Source organism: Ruegeria sp. BG9 (genome assembly GCF_056538305.1).
This window is the reverse complement of record NZ_JBQFSY010000005.1, coordinates 309701-326633: the sequence shown is the minus strand read 5'-3', so window position 1 is coordinate 326633 and position 16933 is coordinate 309701. Positions and strand designations below refer to the sequence as shown.

17 protein-coding genes, 1 pseudogene and 1 riboswitch are annotated in these 16933 nt (G+C 59.1%); of the genes and pseudogenes, 16 read left to right on the top strand and 2 right to left on the bottom strand.

Features of this window, described 5'->3' with window-relative positions; all coding sequences use genetic code 11:
- Positions 1-184 precede the first annotated feature (184 nt).
- From ACR0I8_RS11075 to ACR0I8_RS11025, 11 genes and pseudogenes are all read left to right on the top strand, one after another.
- Complete coding sequence (locus ACR0I8_RS11075; protein ID WP_170690528.1) at positions 185-1219, top strand: substrate-binding domain-containing protein; 1035 nt, start codon at positions 185-187, stop codon at positions 1217-1219.
- Positions 1219-2520, top strand: a pseudogene (locus tag ACR0I8_RS11070) (GH1 family beta-glucosidase); the annotation flags it as partial. The gene ACR0I8_RS11075 and the pseudogene ACR0I8_RS11070, both read left to right, overlap by 1 nt.
- Before the next feature lie 66 nt (positions 2521-2586).
- Positions 2587-3546, top strand: coding sequence for a glucokinase (locus tag ACR0I8_RS11065; RefSeq protein WP_480703167.1), 960 nt, complete (start codon positions 2587-2589; stop codon positions 3544-3546).
- A 28-nt stretch (positions 3547-3574) separates the two neighbouring features.
- The gene (locus ACR0I8_RS11060) at positions 3575-4501 is read left to right on the top strand and encodes a carbohydrate kinase family protein (protein ID WP_170690526.1); all 927 of its coding nucleotides are present in this window, start codon (positions 3575-3577) and stop codon (positions 4499-4501) included.
- A gap of 18 nt (positions 4502-4519) precedes the next feature.
- Positions 4520-5185, top strand: coding sequence for a D-lyxose/D-mannose family sugar isomerase (locus ACR0I8_RS11055; protein WP_170690525.1), 666 nt, complete (start codon positions 4520-4522; stop codon positions 5183-5185).
- A 119-nt stretch (positions 5186-5304) separates the two neighbouring features.
- A complete protein-coding gene (locus tag ACR0I8_RS11050) occupies positions 5305-5526 on the top strand; it encodes a hypothetical protein (RefSeq protein WP_170690524.1) in 222 nt (73 codons plus the stop codon).
- Positions 5523-6011, top strand: a complete 489-nt coding sequence (locus ACR0I8_RS11045; RefSeq protein ID WP_480703153.1) for a hypothetical protein — start codon at positions 5523-5525, stop codon at positions 6009-6011. Before ACR0I8_RS11050 ends, ACR0I8_RS11045 begins: the two co-directional genes overlap by 4 nt.
- A 34-nt stretch (positions 6012-6045) precedes the next feature.
- A riboswitch (cobalamin riboswitch) is annotated at positions 6046-6250 on the top strand.
- A 106-nt stretch (positions 6251-6356) separates the two neighbouring features.
- On the top strand, positions 6357-6704 hold the full coding sequence (locus ACR0I8_RS11040; RefSeq protein WP_170690523.1) for a DUF1636 family protein: 348 nt from the start codon (positions 6357-6359) through the stop codon (positions 6702-6704).
- Complete coding sequence (locus tag ACR0I8_RS11035) at positions 6701-7477, top strand: ABC transporter ATP-binding protein (protein ID WP_170690522.1); 777 nt, start codon at positions 6701-6703, stop codon at positions 7475-7477. The genes ACR0I8_RS11040 and ACR0I8_RS11035 overlap by 4 nt, the downstream gene beginning before the upstream one ends.
- 12 nt (positions 7478-7489) lie before the next feature.
- Positions 7490-8440: an ABC transporter substrate-binding protein gene (locus ACR0I8_RS11030; RefSeq protein ID WP_170377407.1), complete on the top strand. Its 951-nt coding sequence runs from the start codon at positions 7490-7492 to the stop codon at positions 8438-8440.
- Position 8441: 1 nt separating this feature from the next.
- Positions 8442-9452, top strand: a complete 1011-nt coding sequence (locus ACR0I8_RS11025) for an iron ABC transporter permease (RefSeq protein ID WP_170690521.1) — start codon at positions 8442-8444, stop codon at positions 9450-9452.
- Positions 9453-9460: 8 nt separating this feature from the next.
- Here ACR0I8_RS11025 and ACR0I8_RS11020 read toward each other — a convergent pair whose 3' ends face one another.
- Positions 9461-10192: a response regulator transcription factor gene (locus ACR0I8_RS11020; RefSeq protein ID WP_170377404.1), complete on the bottom strand. Its 732-nt coding sequence runs from the start codon at positions 10190-10192 to the stop codon at positions 9461-9463.
- Positions 10189-11379: an ATP-binding protein gene (locus tag ACR0I8_RS11015; RefSeq protein WP_170690519.1), complete on the bottom strand. Its 1191-nt coding sequence runs from the start codon at positions 11377-11379 to the stop codon at positions 10189-10191. The genes ACR0I8_RS11020 and ACR0I8_RS11015 overlap by 4 nt, the downstream gene beginning before the upstream one ends.
- Before the next feature lie 224 nt (positions 11380-11603).
- Between ACR0I8_RS11015 and ACR0I8_RS11010 the strand changes: the two genes are divergently transcribed.
- The 5 genes from ACR0I8_RS11010 to ACR0I8_RS10990 are packed head-to-tail and all read left to right on the top strand — an operon-like array spanning position 11604 to position 16898.
- Positions 11604-12617: a substrate-binding domain-containing protein gene (locus ACR0I8_RS11010; protein WP_170690518.1), complete on the top strand. Its 1014-nt coding sequence runs from the start codon at positions 11604-11606 to the stop codon at positions 12615-12617.
- 4 nt (positions 12618-12621) lie between these two features.
- The gene (locus ACR0I8_RS11005) at positions 12622-14091 is read left to right on the top strand and encodes a sugar ABC transporter ATP-binding protein (protein ID WP_170690515.1); all 1470 of its coding nucleotides are present in this window, start codon (positions 12622-12624) and stop codon (positions 14089-14091) included.
- Between the two features lies 1 nt (position 14092).
- Positions 14093-15019, top strand: coding sequence for an ABC transporter permease (locus ACR0I8_RS11000; RefSeq protein ID WP_170690513.1), 927 nt, complete (start codon positions 14093-14095; stop codon positions 15017-15019).
- Positions 15016-15990 carry an ABC transporter permease gene (locus ACR0I8_RS10995; RefSeq protein ID WP_170690511.1) on the top strand — a complete coding sequence of 325 codons (975 nt, stop codon included), beginning with the start codon at positions 15016-15018 and terminating at the stop codon, positions 15988-15990. The genes ACR0I8_RS11000 and ACR0I8_RS10995 overlap by 4 nt, the downstream gene beginning before the upstream one ends.
- On the top strand, positions 15987-16898 hold the full coding sequence (locus tag ACR0I8_RS10990; protein WP_170690509.1) for an SMP-30/gluconolactonase/LRE family protein: 912 nt from the start codon (positions 15987-15989) through the stop codon (positions 16896-16898). The genes ACR0I8_RS10995 and ACR0I8_RS10990 overlap by 4 nt, the downstream gene beginning before the upstream one ends.
- Positions 16899-16933 lie beyond the last annotated feature (35 nt).

Here is a 16933-nt window from a genome sequence, read left to right as displayed (position 1 = left end):
TCTTCACGTTTTTCAAAGCGCTTTGAATGATTATTGTTATCCGCTAACATTTTTACTCTGTCAATGAGTCGTATTTTCGAATAAGTCAGAAAAACATGCTTGTCTGTTATCACAACAGGTTGGCCGGCGCACAAAACAGGACCTCACCAGTAAAGCCTTCGATTTGAAGGCGCTTTGACTACCTATGAACCTCAAGCAGCTCTCTAAAACACTGGGTCTTTCGCAAACCACGGTCAGCCGGGCACTAAACGGCTATCCTGAGGTCAACGCTGAAACACGTCTGCGGGTCGAGGCTGCAGCTGCTAAACATGGCTACCGCCCCAACAGTCGCGCCAAGGGGTTGGCGACGGGCAAATCCATGGTCATCGGTCACGTCATCCCCAGCTCATCAAGGCATGAAATGGTGAACCCGATCTTCGGCGATTTCGTCGCCGGAGCGTCAAAAACATATGCCGAGCATGGCTATGACATGATGTTCACCAACGCCGATGACACCTCGATCGAGGCGGCCTATCGCAACCTGTTCCAACGCGGGGCGGTCGATGGTGTCGTGCTGCAGGGTCCAAAGGTCAACGAGCCAAGGATCGAGGTTCTGACGCGCATGGCGGTGCCGTTCATCGTTCATGGCCGCTCAACCGGCGTGCAGGCCGAATATGACTGGATTGATGTGAACAACAAAAGTTCGTTCCAGCGCGCGACGCAGTTTCTAATTGATCTGGGCCACCGTCGCATCGCCCTGATCAACGGGTTGGAGGATATGGACTTTGCCCAACGCCGTCGCGCCGGATATCTGGACGCCCTGCAGCAGGCCGGGCTGACGCCGGATGCCGCCTTAATGCGCAGCGCCGAAATGACCGAAGTCTATGGTCACCGGGAAACCCATCAGATGCTGCACATCGAGGAACCTCCGACTGCGATACTGGCATCGTCGATGATCACAGCCATAGGCGTGCGCCGCGCGCTAGAAGAAGCCGGGCTGCAGATGGGGCGAGATATTTCGGTCATCGCCCATGACGATGATCTTTCCTATCTCAAAAACGGACAGGATGTGCCGATCTTCACTGCAACGCGGTCCTCGGTTCGGGACGCTGGCGAAATGGCGGCCGAGATGCTGATCCAGCGGATCAAGTCTCCGTCTTCACCGGTACATACGAGGTTGCTTGAGGCCGAGTTGGTCGTCGGGCGGTCAACCGGGCCTGCGCCTACTGGGGTTCGATGATGAAATACACACGCAACGACTTCCCCGGCGACTTTCTGTTCGGCGTCGCGACATCCGCCTACCAGATCGAAGGCCACGCTCAAGGCGGTGCGGGCCGGACGCATTGGGACAGTTTCGCGGCCACCCCCGGCAATGTCGTCGGCGCGGAAAATGGCGCACTCGCCTGCGATCACCTAAATCGGTTCGAACAAGACTTTGATCTGGTTCAGGATGCAGGCTTTGACTGCTATCGCTTTTCGACCAGTTGGGCGCGTGTGTTGCCCGAAGGTCGCGGACATGTAAATCAAGCCGGGCTGGACTATTACGACCGCCTGGCGGACGCGCTGCTTGAACGTGGCATCCGCCCCTGTGCGACGCTCTACCACTGGGAGTTGCCTTCGGCACTTGCAGATCTGGGAGGCTGGCGCAATCGGGATATCGCCGGGTGGTTCGCCGATTTCACCCAAGTGATCATGGGCCGGATCGGAGACCGCATGTATTCGGTCGCGCCGATCAATGAGCCTTGGTGCGTCAGCTGGCTCAGCCATTTCGAAGGCCACCATGCGCCGGGTTTGCGTGATATTCGCGCGGCCGCACGTGCGATGCATCATGTTCTTCTGGCCCATGGCAGCGCAATTCAAACAATGCGTAGTTTGGGCATGTCCAATCTGGGTGCTGTCTTCAACCTCGAATGGGCGGAGCCCGCTGATGATAGTGCTGCTGCTCAACGCGCGGCAGCACTCTATGACGGGATCTACAACAGGTTCTTTTTGGGCGGAGTGTTTAAAAAAGCCTATCCCGACAACGTGCTGCAGGGATTGGAGCCTCATTTGCCCGAGGGTTGGCAAGATGATTTCGACACAATCGGGGCACCGGTCGATTGGTGCGGCTTGAACTACTACACCCGCAAGCTGATCACCTCGGCAGACAGTGCATGGCCAAGCCTGACCGAAGTGCCCGGCCCTCTGCCCAAAACTCAGATGGGTTGGGAGATCGACCCCGACGCCCTGACCCGTTTTCTGAAAAGAACCGCAGAAGACTATACCGGTGATCTTCCGATCTATGTTACAGAAAACGGCATGGCGAGCGCCGAGCGCCAGCAAGACGATGAGCGCATCGCCTATCTGGACGATCACTTGACGGCGGTGCAACAGGCTTTGGCTGCGGATGTGCCCGTGAAGGGGTATTTCATCTGGTCTTTGCTGGACAACTACGAATGGGCCTATGGCTATGAAAAACGGTTTGGATTGGTAGACGTGGATTTTGAGACGCTGAACCGTAGGCCCAAAGCCTCCTTCGCGGCTGTAAAGGCCGCACTTTCCAAGGGCTCTACCGAACGACAGGCCTATCGCCAGCCGTCTGGCTCTTTGCGACCACATTGGACATTGGTGGCCGATATAGGCGGTACGAATACGCGTCTGGGCATTGTCTCTGATGGTAAGCTGACCGCATTGCACAAACACCCGACGGGCACCCTGCCCGATCTGCTGGACGCGTTGCATCGTATACGCGATGAAATTGGCACCGCGCCACAAGCCGTTGTAGCGGCTGGGGCCGGACCGGTGCGCGACGGGCGCATCCAACTGACCAACGCGAATCTGGACCTGTCCGAGGAGGCGCTGGCCAAGGCGACAGGGGCCGCCAACACCTATGTGATCAATGACTTCACCGCAGCAGCGTGGTCCGTGGCCGAAGTGACAGAAGCTGAGGTATCAGTACTGCAAGGCTCTGCCACTCCGCCGATGGGTACGCGATTGGTCGTGGGGCCTGGAACCGGTTTGGGTGTCGGCGCGCTGCTCTATTCGGAAGGGCATTTCCACACCGTGTCAGGCGAAGGCGGCCATGTGGGCCTGTCCCCGCGCACGCGGGATGAGGTCGATATCTTCGAAGCCGCCCGCGATCTGGCACCCGAATGCTTTTTCGACAACAGCCTTGTGCTTGAGGCTGAGATGTTCCTCAGCGGAACCGGCTTGCCAATCCTGTATCAGGCCGCCGGCATGGCGGCCGGGCAAGCTCAGCCTCCGGTTCGCACCGCCCGAGATATTCTGCAGGACGCACGCGACGGCAAAGACCCGATCGCCGGTCGCACCGCAGATTTGTTCATCAGCCATCTGGGTGCTTTGATGGGTGACATGGCCGTCACCGTGATGCCTGCCGGTGGCGTGTTCCTTGTAGGCGGCGTCGCCGAGAAAAACCGCTGGATGTTTGGCGAAACCTTCCGTAACGCGTTCAATGCAGGCGGGCGCTTCAGCGAGTTGCGGCAGTCGATGAACCTTTATATCTCGGAACAGGCCGAATTTGGCATTGTTGGCGCTAACAACTTCTGTAAAAATGCGCTTCAGCGATAACTGAGCGTATTTTGGAAGAGGATGTGGGATGATCCTGTGTTGCGGAGAAGCCCTGATCGACATGATTGCCGAACCGACTTTGTCCGGGCGGGACGGTTTCGTTCCCCATTCCGGCGGAGCTATATTTAATACCTCTATCGCTTTGGGCCGGTTGGGCGCGCCCGTTGGGCTGCTGACTGGCCTGTCCTCGGACATGTTCGGGCATCAATTGGCCGATGACCTGCGGGCCAGCCACGTGGATACGACACATGTGATTGCCTCGGACAGACCAACCACGCTGGCGTTTGTTCAACTGAAGGACGGCCACGCGACTTACACGTTTGTCGATGAAAACACTGCGGGTCGGATGCTACGTGCAGAGGACATGCCGCGCCAACTCCCCGCGGTTTCAGCGCTGTACTTTGGTGGCATCAGCCTTGCCTGTGAGCCTTGCGCGGATGCCTATGCCGCGATGCTGGCGCAACATGGCACGAACTGTGCTGTGATGTTGGACCCCAATATCCGACCCGGTTTCATACAGGATCAGACCCGCTACCGCACGCGGTTGAACCAGATGATCGAACAGGCCGATATCGTCAAAGTCTCGGATGAGGATCTGGACTGGATCGTCCCCGGCCCGGAAAACCACGATCAGAAAGTCCCTTTGCTGCTTCAAGCAGGCCCCTCCGCGGTCATCGTCACCCGTGGGAGTGAGGGCGCCTCGGGCTATCTGGCCAACGGCGCGGTGGTCTCAGTTCCTGTCAAACCGGTGCAAGTTGTTGATACGGTTGGCGCGGGTGACACGTTCAATGCAGGGGTTTTGGCGTCGCTGGAACAGGCTGGCAAGCTGACAAAGCCCGGCTTGAAAGCACTGTCCCCAGACGCGCTACGCGACGCCTTGACCTTGGGCGCAGAGGTGGCTGCTGTGACCGTCTCACGCGCCGGAGCCAACCCGCCCTGGTCGCATGAAATATAGCCCTACGAAGAGTCTGAGATGAAACGATCCGAAATCAACCGTATCAAGACCGAAGCCCAGGCATTCATCAGTTCATTTGGTGCCGTTCTGCCACCTTTCGCAGATTGGACACCTGAGCAGATGCGCAGCGCCCAGGCGGACAGTATTCGTGCCCATGGGCTAGGTTGGGATATCACCGATTACGGTCAAGGCAAGTTCGATGAGCTTGGGTTGTTTCTGTTCACCCTGCGCAACGGTAACGTCAGCGATCTGAGCCGGGGACGCGGTATGCTCTATGCCGAAAAGCTGCTGATCTCTCGCGACAAACAGCTATCGCCGATGCATCGCCATATCGTCAAAGCCGAGGATATCATCAACCGTGGGGGCGCCGATCTGGTTATGGAAATCTATGCCTCGGACCCCGATGGCGGTGTCGACCGCGATACCCCGGTCACCGTTCCCAGCGATGCCTGCCCTGTCACCATACGGCCCGGAGAGCATTTGCGCTTGAAGCCAGGTCAGAGCGTGACCTTGATGCCCGGCATCTGGCATGCCTTCTGGGCGGAAGGTGGGGATTGCTTGATTGGCGAAGTCTCAACCGTGAATGACGACCGGACGGACAACGTATTTGAAGACCCGATCCCGCGCTTTGCAACAATCGAAGAAGACACGGCACCGGATTTCCTGTTGGTTGCCGACTACTGATTTCATTAAGAATTTCGCGCTTGCATTTTCTGACTAATTTAGTCAGTTAACGACTGACCCAGTCAGATTCCTTGGAATCATCGCCCGGTCCCATTTTTGCGACCGAAAGATAACCTCACATGCGAAAATCCCTCGCCGACCTGTTGGCCATGGACGCCGTTGCCAGCCGCCATGGCTGCGCATTGAAACCAAAACTGAGGCAGGCGATCGAGGATGATCTCAGCTTTTCCGTCCGCGCTGCATCACCGCGTCCTGAAACACCGGTCGAACCCTGCACCCTTCCGCGAAACGTCCACCCATTGGTTGCGAAATCCCTCAAACCCAAAAGGGAACGCGCATGAAACACTCGGCATCTAACCACACACTGCCCTTAACCGATTTTGACGGTTTCGAACGCGGTATGCTCCCTGTCATGCGGCACTTCATCCTAAGCTTAACACAGCCGGAAACGCAGGCGTGGCAACATGCCTTTTCCGTCGCAACCGAACACTGGGGGCGCGACCAAGGATTGGTTTTGGCGCATCTGGTCTTCAAAGTCGTCAAGGCCACGCTTCACACCCGCCCTCTGGGTCTGGCCTTCAACGACCCGCTTTGTGTTGAAACACGGCAAGAACTGACATGTGACGAATGTGCCCTGCTGCGGTTGCTGCATCACATGCGCCGCGACGAAACTCCGGCGGCACGCGATGCCTTGAACGAATTGACCGGAGGCTACCCGGACGCGCACCTGATAAAGGCCGGTTTGACCCTAGCCAGCCAGTTCCCGACCAATAGCGTCGGACCGGCCCAACCCGCCCGCAGGCCGACCCTGCGCGTGGTCCGATAGCGAGATTCCGGCGCTTGACAATAGGAGCGTGAGCAGACTAGCTGCTCTGGATGGTTCCCGACGGCCTGTGTCTGAGGGATGAAAATGGGAATACGGTGCGGCCCAAGGGCCAATGCCGTGACTGCCCCCGCAACTGTAAGCGGAGAGCGACGCCACAAAACCACTGGCCCCTAAGGTCGGGAAGGTTGGCCAAGCAACGACCCGCAAGTCAGGAGACCTGCCATCACAGTTTAACCAACCCGGGGCGGGGTGTCCCGGAAGGAGGCTCGATGGCACATCCGCGTGCTAATGCAATTCATGGCTTTTGCCTTCACTTGGTTTTTGTTCAAGTTGGCGACCCGTGCCATGGCTGACCATTTCGTCCTGATATGCGGCACCTGCAATGGGCCGATACCCGCGCATGCGGCGAAGGAAACGCTGGATAGCCAGCTGCCCGAGGGGTTCTCTACACGCCTGATCGACTGCATGGCCGGTTGCAACCGCCCGATGACGGTCGGACTGCAGGCCAAAGGCAAGGCGCAATACCTGTTTGGCGATATTCAAACCCCTGCCGATCTGAGCGCTTTGGCGGAGTTCGCCCATCAATTCCGGGACAGCGAGGATGGCTGGACCAGCGCCTCGACCCGTCCTTTGGCGCTCTATACCAAAACCCTGTCGCGCATGCCCTGCCTGCCACCGGAGGACATGGCATGAGCTTTCTGGTCGCTGAAAATCTGGAATACTACGCCCTGAACGGCGACGTGCTGCTGCGCGACACCTCGTTTACCCTTGAGGAAGGCGCGATCCTGGCCGTCGCTGGCCCGAACGGGGCAGGCAAAACGACGCTGCTCAACCTCTTGTGCGGTGTCGCAAAGCTGGCTTTAGGCGATGTGCGTATTCAGGGGCAAAGCCTGCGGAAACTGTCGTCGCTGGAGCGGGCCAGACGAATTGCCGTTGTCGGCCAGCAGGAAATGCCCGACGGGCGGCTGCAACTGCGCGATTATGTGGCCCTTGGGCAAATCCCGATCAGGGCCGACAAATCCGCCGAGGCTCTTCAAGCGGACCTGCAGCGTGTGCTCGACACCACCGAACTGTCCCATTTTGCGGGCAAACAGATGGCAAAGCTGTCGGGTGGAGAGCGCCAGCGCGCCCATATCGCACGGGCGTTGGCGCAGAACCCCTCGCTGCTGTTTTTGGACGAACCGACCAACCACCTAGACCCGGATGCCAAAGGGCACATGCTGTCTCTGGTCGCCGAGTTGGGTGTGACGGTTGTGATGATTGTCCACGATCTGGTCATGATCCCCGAATTCGCCAGCCACGTCGCCCTGATGAAGAACGCTCAGCTGACGGCCTTCGGCCCGGTCGCCGAGGTTCTGACGCCAGACCGCGTGCGCGAGACTTTTGGTGTTGACTATTTGTGTTTCCAGCATGAAGGGCGCGTGATCCCCGCGCTGGACATCCGAAAACGAAAGCTTTCATCTTAACAGGAGAGATTGATGAAACTGAAACTCTTGTCCGCTGCGGTCCTAGGCGCGCTGGCGGGCGGCGCTGCCGCGCAAGAGATCACCGTCGACAATTGCGGTGAACCTCTGGTGTTCGACACCAAGCCCGAGCGGATCGTGGTTCATGACATGAACATGACCGACATGGCCTTTGCGCTGGGTCTTCAGGACAGCATCGTTGGTCTGACCGGCATCACCGGCTGGTACAAGACCAGCCCCGATTTCGACGCGCAGCGCGGTGACATTCCCGAACTCGCTCCGAAATACCCGACGGTTGAAAACCTCGTCGCGGTTGAACCCGACATGTTCTTTGCCGGGTGGTATTACGGCATGAAACCCGGCGGCGACGTCACCCCCGACACGCTGGAGCCCTTTGGCATCAAGACCATGGTGCTGACCGAAAGCTGCATCCACCTGAACAAAGACCGCCCCGAAGCCAGCATGGATCTTCTGTTTGACGACGTTCTGCGTCTCGGCACAGTCATGCAGGTCGAAGACAAAGCGAACGCGCTGGTCTCGGGCTGGAAAGACCAACTGGCCACGATCGAGGCCAAAACCGCCGATCTGGAAAAACCCCGTGTCTTCCTGCTGGATGGTCCGGCCGATGCGCCGTTTACCGCAGGCAAATACGCGATTCCCGACGCGATGATCGCAGCAGCGGGCGGCGTCAACGTTACCCACGACATGGACACCAGCTGGGGCCGCACCTCGTGGGAGGCCGTCGCCGCCTCGAACCCCGAATTCCTTGTCCTGCTGGACTATCAAACCGGCAACGGCGCGGCGGATACTTTCAAGTTCCTGCAGGAGCATCCGGTGATGTCGCAGACCGATGCAGTCAAAAACGAGCGCTGGATCGGACTGCGCTATGAAGAGCTGACACCGGGACCGGCAAACATCGAAGCGATCGAGAAGATGGCAACGGCGATGCACCGGGGAAATAGCTGAGATGACGAAAACGGGCCAGGCGGTCCTACTGGGGGCGGTCATTCTGACCGCCCTTTTGCTGCTGTCGACGATCTACGGAACTACCCCGATCCCCTTGGCCGAGGTTTTCACCGCGATTGGACTGGGTACTGGTGCGACTGAGGGCGACATGTCCCCTCTGCACCGGATCGTCTTTGACCTGCGCCTGCCCCGCGCGTTGTTTGCGGCAGTGATTGGGGCCGGGCTGGGTGTTGTCGGGGTCGTTTTACAAACGACAACGCGCAATGACTTGGCTGACCCGTTTCTGTTTGGCCTTTCGTCCGGGGCCGCTGCGGGTGCCGTCTTGGTCATCACTGTAACAGGCGATGTTCTGGGCATCTGGACCCTCCCACTTGCGGCCTTTTGCGGAGGCCTGATCGCGTCCGGCATTGTTCTGGCCCTGGTTCAAAGCCTGCGCACCAGTGCGCCAGAGAAACTGATCCTTGCAGGCCTGGCTGTATCGTTCCTGTTTTCGGCCATCACCAACTATCTGATTTTCGCAGGCGACAGCCGCGCCGCGCATTCCGTCATTTTCTGGATGCTGGGCGGCCTTGGTCTGGCCCGGTGGGAGACCTTACCCCTTGTCGTGCTAGGGCTGACCCTGATCCTGGGCTATTCCCTCTATCGCAGCCGCTGGCTCGACGCGCTTCTGACGGGGGATTTTACGGCCTCAACACTGGGTATTCCAGTGCAAGGCCTGCGGTTTCGGATGTTTCTGGTCGCCGCCTTGGCCACGGCCAGCTTTGTGTCGGTGGCAGGCGTGATCGGCTTTGTCGGCCTGATGGTTCCGCATATCGCCCGAGGCATTGCCGGAACGCTCCACCGCAATCTCTTGATCACATCCGCCGTCGTCGGAGCCATCCTGCTGACGCTTTCAGACATTCTGTCTCGGCTGCTTCTGGCCCCGCAAGAGTTGCCGGTGGGGATCGTTACAACCTCGATCGGGTCGCTATTCGTGTTCCTCTACCTGTTCAAATCCTCACGATCTGACTAGCACGGCCGTCATCCCAAGTTTTGCCGACGCTCAAGCCAGCTTCCCAACTCTTTTTCCGCCGAAAAGATGCTCTCACGGTTCAGTATCTGAGAGGTCATGGCCTTGGAAACCGCACGCACGCGTTTGTTGATCGCGATATCGTTGCCATCCACCGGCAGATCGCCCACATCCAGCTTTTCATAGATCGACAGCAGCCGGTTCTGCACTGTCCTCAGAGCCAGCTTGCGACGCAGCGCGATGGTCTTGTCGGGCAAACCGAGGGCGAGATCGGACAGGATTGCCAGCTCAACTTCCGTCAGCGCCTCGCCCGAGCGGCTCTGTTCCCGCTGGATCTGGTGGATTTCCCGGTCCACCATGATCTGCGCCTCGATCAGAACGGCGCGCAAAGCCAGATGCATTCGTGAGGGGCTGGCCGTCTTCAAAACATAGCCATAGGCGGCCTCTTTCGGAACGATCCGCGCAATGCCGCGCAGATAGGCCTCATCCGAGTAGTTGGACCAGAACAGAATGCGGGTCGCGGGGCGTTCCGACCAAATGGTCCGCGCGGCCTCGATCCCGTTGCGCTCTTTCATACGCAGGTCCATGACGATGGCCTCAACACCATTCTGTCGGGCCTGCTCTTCCCCTTCCCGGCCGTTCGAGGCGAGGCTCAGGTCGGTCACCTCAGGCAAGGCATCCTGAACCAGCTCCCGCAGGTAGTTCGCGTGCATTGCATCGTCTTCGACCAGCAGAACCTTCATGCCAACACCTCGGTTTTGGGGCATTCGGAGGCCGGAAGACAGACCGCAATCTCGGTCCCGCCATTGTAGCGAATATCAAACTGCGCCGCGATCAGCCGGGCGCGGGTTCGCATATGCGTCAACCCGCCTGAAGCCTGCCGGATTTCAATAGCTCCCCTGCTACGCCCATTGTCCCGCACGCGAAGGTGCAGCCCGTCCACGCATTCAATCTCGACCTCAATACGACTGGCCGAGGCGTGTCGGACTGCGTTGTTGATGGCCTCTTGTGCGATACGGAACAAGGCGATGCGTTTGGTTTGTGGCAGCCGGTCGACCATCCCGCCGGACAGGTCACGAACGTCAATCTCGACCCCTTCATCCGGGTCAATAGCGCGTTCAAGATGGGTTCGCACGGCGTGCTGAAAGCCGAACAGCTCCAGCAAAGACGGAATCGAGGTATCGATTATCTCGCGCAATCCCTGAATGCAGTTCCTCATACTGCTGCGCAGCCCGTCCAGATCCAGAGGCGTTTCGCACCGTTCCAAATCCCGACTGATCCGCGTCATATCGGCCAGAGTCTGATCGTGCAGATCCATCCCTATCCGTTGGCGTTCCAGCTCTAGCGCGTCTGTCAGGCTGAGGGCCCCAAGCCGCAGCCCCTCTTCTCGCGCCTGTACCTCGGTCCGCATGATCGCCTCACGCCGAGCCTGTTCGTTCGCACGCAGAGCATAGAAATACGGAGCCAGAATATCCGCAATATTGCGAACCTGTTCGACAGCCTGTTCATCATAGAAATCAAACTTTTGTGACGAACAGTTCAAGGACCCGATCGTGCGGCCCAGCACTTTCATCGCCACATTCACGCGGCTGCGCATATTGTGTTTGAGGATGGGATCATAGTCCCCGCCTTCGAACACATATCGCGGGTCCTCCGGCGCGTTTCCGGTCAACATGTAGTCGCAATCTCCCCGCAGGATATCGCGCACGGGCGAGACCTCGACCGGGGCGCGGGTGCGGCTCCAACTGGTGCGCAGGCCGACCTCATAGCTTGTGTTAAGCCGCCCTTCCTCGTCGATCAGGCAGACATCCAGATGGTCAATTTCCAGAATGCGCACGATCTCGGATTTGACCGACCGCAATGCGGATTTGATATCCAGATTGCCCGCCAGATGGTTCGAAATCCGCAAGTAATAGGCAAGATCGGCCATGTGTTCTCTTTCGCAGCGCCAGCCTGCCGCAACCGGCACGGGCGAGTATATCGACCAGCGGATCGAGTGTCATGCGGGTCGCCGCAGCCTATTTGCGGGAACCCGCAAGGAATGCGCGCGTCCTACTCTTACGCTGCGCGTGCCCTTCAGAGACTTTAGGCAAGTCGGCCCCGTCAGGCTGGCACCAAAATCGTGCGGCGCTTGGGCCGCTTTGGGAGGAAAACATGACACTTAAGGCCATATTGCTCGGCGCTGCGGCCGGGATCATCACCCTGACAGCCCCGTCTGCCGAAGCGGATACATCCGACAAACGCATTGCCCTGTCGAACAACTACGCAGGTAATTCGTGGCGGCAAGCCATGCTGGAAAGCTGGCAGAAAAACGGAGATCAGGCCGTCGCGGATGGTGTTGTCGCCGCTGCTGACGCCTTTACGACCTCGGAAAATCAGGCCACCGAGCAGGCGGCTCAGATTCAGAACATGATCCTGCAAGGCTATGATGCGATCGTGATCAACGCCGCCTCACCCACCGCAATCAATGGCGCGGTCAAGGCTGCGTGCGATGCGGGTATCACGGTGGTATCTTTCGACGGCATCGTTCAGGAACCCTGCGCGTGGCGCATTGCGGTCGACTTTCAGCAGATGGGGCGCGAGCAGGTGAAATACCTGGCCGAGCGCTATCCTGATGGCGGGAACCTGCTGGAAATCCGTGGTCTGGCCGGAGTGTTCGTCGATGACGAGATCAGCGCAGGTATTCATGATGAGGTGAAGAACACCAATTTCGAAATAGTCGGCTCGGTCCATGGGGATTGGGCGCAGGATGTGGCTCAGAAGGCCGTCGCCGGTATCCTGCCCAGCCTGCCCGAGATCGTGGGCGTCGTAACCCAGGGTGGTGACGGCTATGGGGCCGCGCAGGCCATCGGTGCCACGGATCGTCCAATGCCAACCATCGTGATGGGCAACCGTCAGGACGAACTTCAGTGGTGGTCAGATGAGCAGGACGCAAACGGATATCAGACAACCTCTCTGTCGATTGCACCAGGCGTCAGCACGCTGGCCTTTTGGGTCGCCCAGCAGATTCTGGATGGGCAAGAGGTTCCGAAGGACCTGACCGTACCCTTCCTGAGAATCGATCAGGCAGATTTGAAGGACGCCCTGAAAACAACGCCTAAAGGCTCGGTCGCGAACGTAGAATACACGCAGGATCAGGCCAAAGACGTCATCGCGTCGGCCCAGTAAGCGCGTGAAGACTGACGAGAATACGGGACCCGGAGCCACCGCCGCTCCGGTTGTCTCTCTGGAGCAGGCCCATCTGTCCTATGGGCCTGTTCTTGCCCTACGCGGTGCGACGTTGAGCATCAGCGCAGGAGAATGCGTCGGACTGGTCGGCCACAATGGGGCCGGGAAATCCACACTAGCGAATGTAGTCAACGGCCGTCTGACGCAAACTCAGGGGACCGTTCAGCATCGGAACGCAGATCCCGCCCTGCGCAATAGCCAAAACGCGCAGAATGCAGGTATTCGTAGCGTGTTTCAGGAGCTGTCGCTCTGCCCGAACCTGACCGTTTTGGAGAACCTGCGCATTCCCTATCGCAACATGCCGCGCGCAGGCTGGCGGCGGGTTGCGCGGCAAAAGATGCTCGACGTGCTGGACCTTGTCTTTCCGGGTCATGGCATCCACGCCCGCGCAACGGTTGGAAACCTGACCATAGCCGAGCGTCAGATGGTAGAAATCGCCATCGCCTTTGCCGACCGTGACCGAGAACCTAGCCTTGTTATTCTGGATGAGCCAACCTCGTCCCTTGACGCCGCCATCGCGCAACAATTGCTGGACCATATCAAACGGTTCTGCGCCAAGGGCGGTGCGGTGCTATTCATCTCGCACATGATGGGTGAGATTTTCGAAGTCTCGACCCGGATCATCGTCATGAAAGATGGCCAAATCGTTGATGACCAACCTGCCAGCCAGTTCACCCGCGCCTCGATTGTGGATGCGATGGGGCATGTCGCGCCTGATGACGACAACTCGGGCGCCGGGCGGGCAGATCGGACCCTCGGGACCGAGGTTGTACGGGCGGCAAATGGGCTGAACGCCCGCGCGGGTGAAATCGTCGGGCTTGCCGGGCTTGCGGGTCACGGACAGGCCGAAGCGCTGGCGCAAATCTATTTCGACCACGCTCCAAAATGGAAATCCGCGCGCCAGCCCGAAGTGGTTTTTGTCGCCGGAGACCGCGCCCGCGACGGGGTTATGCCGCTCTGGTCGATCCTGCGAAACCTCTCGCTGACCACCCTGCCCGAGTTCAGCCGGAAAGTGATGGTGGATCGCAGCAGCGAGACGGACATGGTTCAGACTTGGAAAGACCGTATCGGCATTCGCACCGACAACCTGTTGAACCCGATCCTGTCCTTGTCGGGCGGCAACCAGCAGAAGGTTCTGTTTGCCCGCGCGCTGGCCTCCTCAGCGCCGATTGTTATGATGGATGACCCGATGCGCGGCGTGGATGTGGGCACCAAGAAAGACGTCTATCAGATGATCCAGTCAGAAGCCGCAAGAGGCCGCAGCTTCCTGTGGTACTCGACCGAGACCGACGAAATCCTCGAATGTGACCGGGTCTTCGTATTCCGTGCCGGTCAGATTGCAGCCGAGTTGGAAGGGGATGAGATCACCGAGGAGAGCATACTACACGCCTCTTTCCAGATGCAGGAGGCCTGAGATGACCAGCGACCGTTTGCGCCTATTGCTACCCGTTCTGTCTCTGGCCGTCTTGTTGGGGGCCGTGTTCTACCTGCAACCCCGCGCGATGAGCTATTTTGGCCTGAACCTGCTGTTCAATCTGGCGATCCCCGTGGCCTTGGCAACCATCGCGCAGATGATGATCATCATGGTCAACGACATCGACCTGTCCATCGGCACCTTCGTCAGTTTCTGCGCCTGTGTCACGGCCACATTCGTGCACGACACGCCTCTGCTGGGCTATGGTATTCTGGCCGCGGCGGTTCTGGCATATGCCGCACTTGGGGCCTTGATCCAACTGCGCGGATTGCCCGCAATCGTCGTAACCCTCGGCATGTCTTTCGTTTGGGGCGGTCTGGCGGTGCTGATTCTGCCCTCACCCGGCGGAGCGTCGCCCGAATGGTTAAAAACCCTGATGAATTTCAAAACCCCGCTGGTACCGGTTGCCGTGATTGCTCCGCTGGTCGTGGCTTTTGCCGTGCATCTGTTGATCAAGCGGTCCTGGGTGGGAGTGGTTCTTCAGGGCGTTGGAGGCAATGAACGCGCGATGGAGCGCGCTGGCTGGTCCGTCGTCCGCCTGCGGGCCTTTGCCTATGGATTGGCGGGCCTGTTCGGAGTGCTGGCCGGCATGTGCCTCGTCGGCCTGACCACGGCGGCAGATGCCAATATCGCGTTGCGCTATACGCTGTTGTCGATTGCGGGCGTGATCCTGGGCGGAGGCGAATTTGTCGGCGGCCGCGTCTCGCCCTTCGGGGCCGTTATCGGGGCGCTGACCCTGACCCTCGCCGCCAGTTTCCTGTCCTTTCTGCGCCTCTCTCCGGATTGGCAGATCGGTGCACAGGGCGCGATCTTGATCCTCGTTCTGGCCGTGCGCCTTTTCTTTGTCCGCAAGGAGGTCTCGGCATGAGCGACCAAACCACCTCTGACGCGGGATCCAACCCCTTGCGGGCACTCGTGCAGAAACCGTGGCTCTGGGCTTATTTGGCTGCAGGGATTACCTTTGTCGCCACCAGTCTGCTGGCCGGGTCCGGGGCGGGGTCGTTACTCTATGCGGCGCTGACCTTTGCCTCCTTCTCGGCCATTGTAGGCATAGGACAGATGCTCGTGATCACGCTTGGACCCGGCAATATCGACCTGTCTGTTCCAGCCACCATGACATTGGCCGCAACACTGGCGTTAAAATTCATGGACACGCAAACCGCGTTGATCTTGCCCGGCCTGCTGGTTGCAATCGGGATAGGCATTGGTTGCGGTATAGTGAACTTTGCGCTGATCCTGATACTGCGTATCCCGCCCATCATCGCAACCCTGTCCTCCTCGTTCCTGTACCAATCGCTGGCGATCTGGTCGAACCGGGGGCTGCGTATCAAGCCACCGGAACCCCTAGCCGAGTTCGCCTCGGGCGGTACGTTCGGGGTTCCGAATGTCGCCTGGGTCGGCATTGCGCTGGCCGTCTGTGCGTGGCTGCTTTTGGAACGCGCGATTGCAGGGCGGTGGATCTCGGCCATCGGGCAAAACCTACGCGCGGCAAGGCTCAGCGGGGTCCCGGTGAACGCGGTGCGCTTTAGCATCTATGTCAATTCAGCCGTTTTTGCCGCCTTGGCGGGGTTTCTGCTGGCCAGCTTCTCGGGCGGGGCCAACCTGAACATGGGCACCGAATACATGTTGATGTCCATTGCAGTCGTCGTCATTGGCGGGTCGTCCATCGGCGGAGGCAATTCGAACGTACCCGGCATCTGGGGGGCGGCGCTGTTCATGTTCCTGATCGTATCGATGCTGAATTCATACGGTCTGGGCGCCGGAATTCGCCTGATTTTGACCGGGCTCGTGATTGTGGGTGTTGTCACTCTGGCCAGCCGAAAAGGATATAGCGCATGAGTCATTCGCAGACATATGAGGTCATCCGTCCCGTGTTTCGGGACCTGATCCACTCCAACCTCACGCTGGCACGGATCGCGACGGGCCATGTCTGGACCGAGGGGCCGGTCTGGTTTCCCGCGCACGAAACGTTGCTGTTCTCGGACATCCCGAACGCCCACATGTATCGCTGGACCCCGCATGGCGGCACCAGCCTGTTTCGCCAGAACTCGAACTTTTCCAACGGCAACACGCGTGATCGCGAGGGGCGGCTGCTGACTTGCCAGCACGCAACCCGCTCGGTTGTACGAACCGAACATGACGGGCAACTGACAACAATGGCTGACCGTCATGATGGCCGCCGGTTGAATTCGCCCAACGACGTGATCACACGGTCGGATGGCTCGATCTGGTTCTCGGATCCGACTTACGGCATCCTCTCCGATCTCGAAGGTCACAAAGCCAAACCCGAACAGGAAGGCAGCTTTGTCTTCCGCCTTGATCCGGACAGTCCGGAACCCACCATTGTTTCATGCGATTTCGTGCAGCCGAACGGGCTGGCATTCTCTAAAGATGAAGGCCGCCTGTACGTCGCCGAATCCGGCAGCAGCCATGACCCGGACGTTCCTTCTTTACTGAAGGTCTTTGATGTCCAACCGGACGGCGGGCTTGGCAAACCCAGCGATTTCGCCGCAATTGATAAGGGTCTGCCCGACGGGCTACGCGTAGACCAATACGACAACGTCTGGTGCTCAGCGGCGGACGGGGTGCATGTGTTCTCGCCCGACGGCGAACTGCTTGGCAAGGTCAAGACGCCCGAGACCGTCGCGAACCTGTGTTTCGGTGGCCCGCGCGGCAATATGCTGTTCATCACGGCAACCACCAGCGTCTACGCAGTTCACGTGAACACCAAGGGCGCTGTCGGCTAAGCAAATTCTGGACTTCCGATCCTCGCCTAGACATG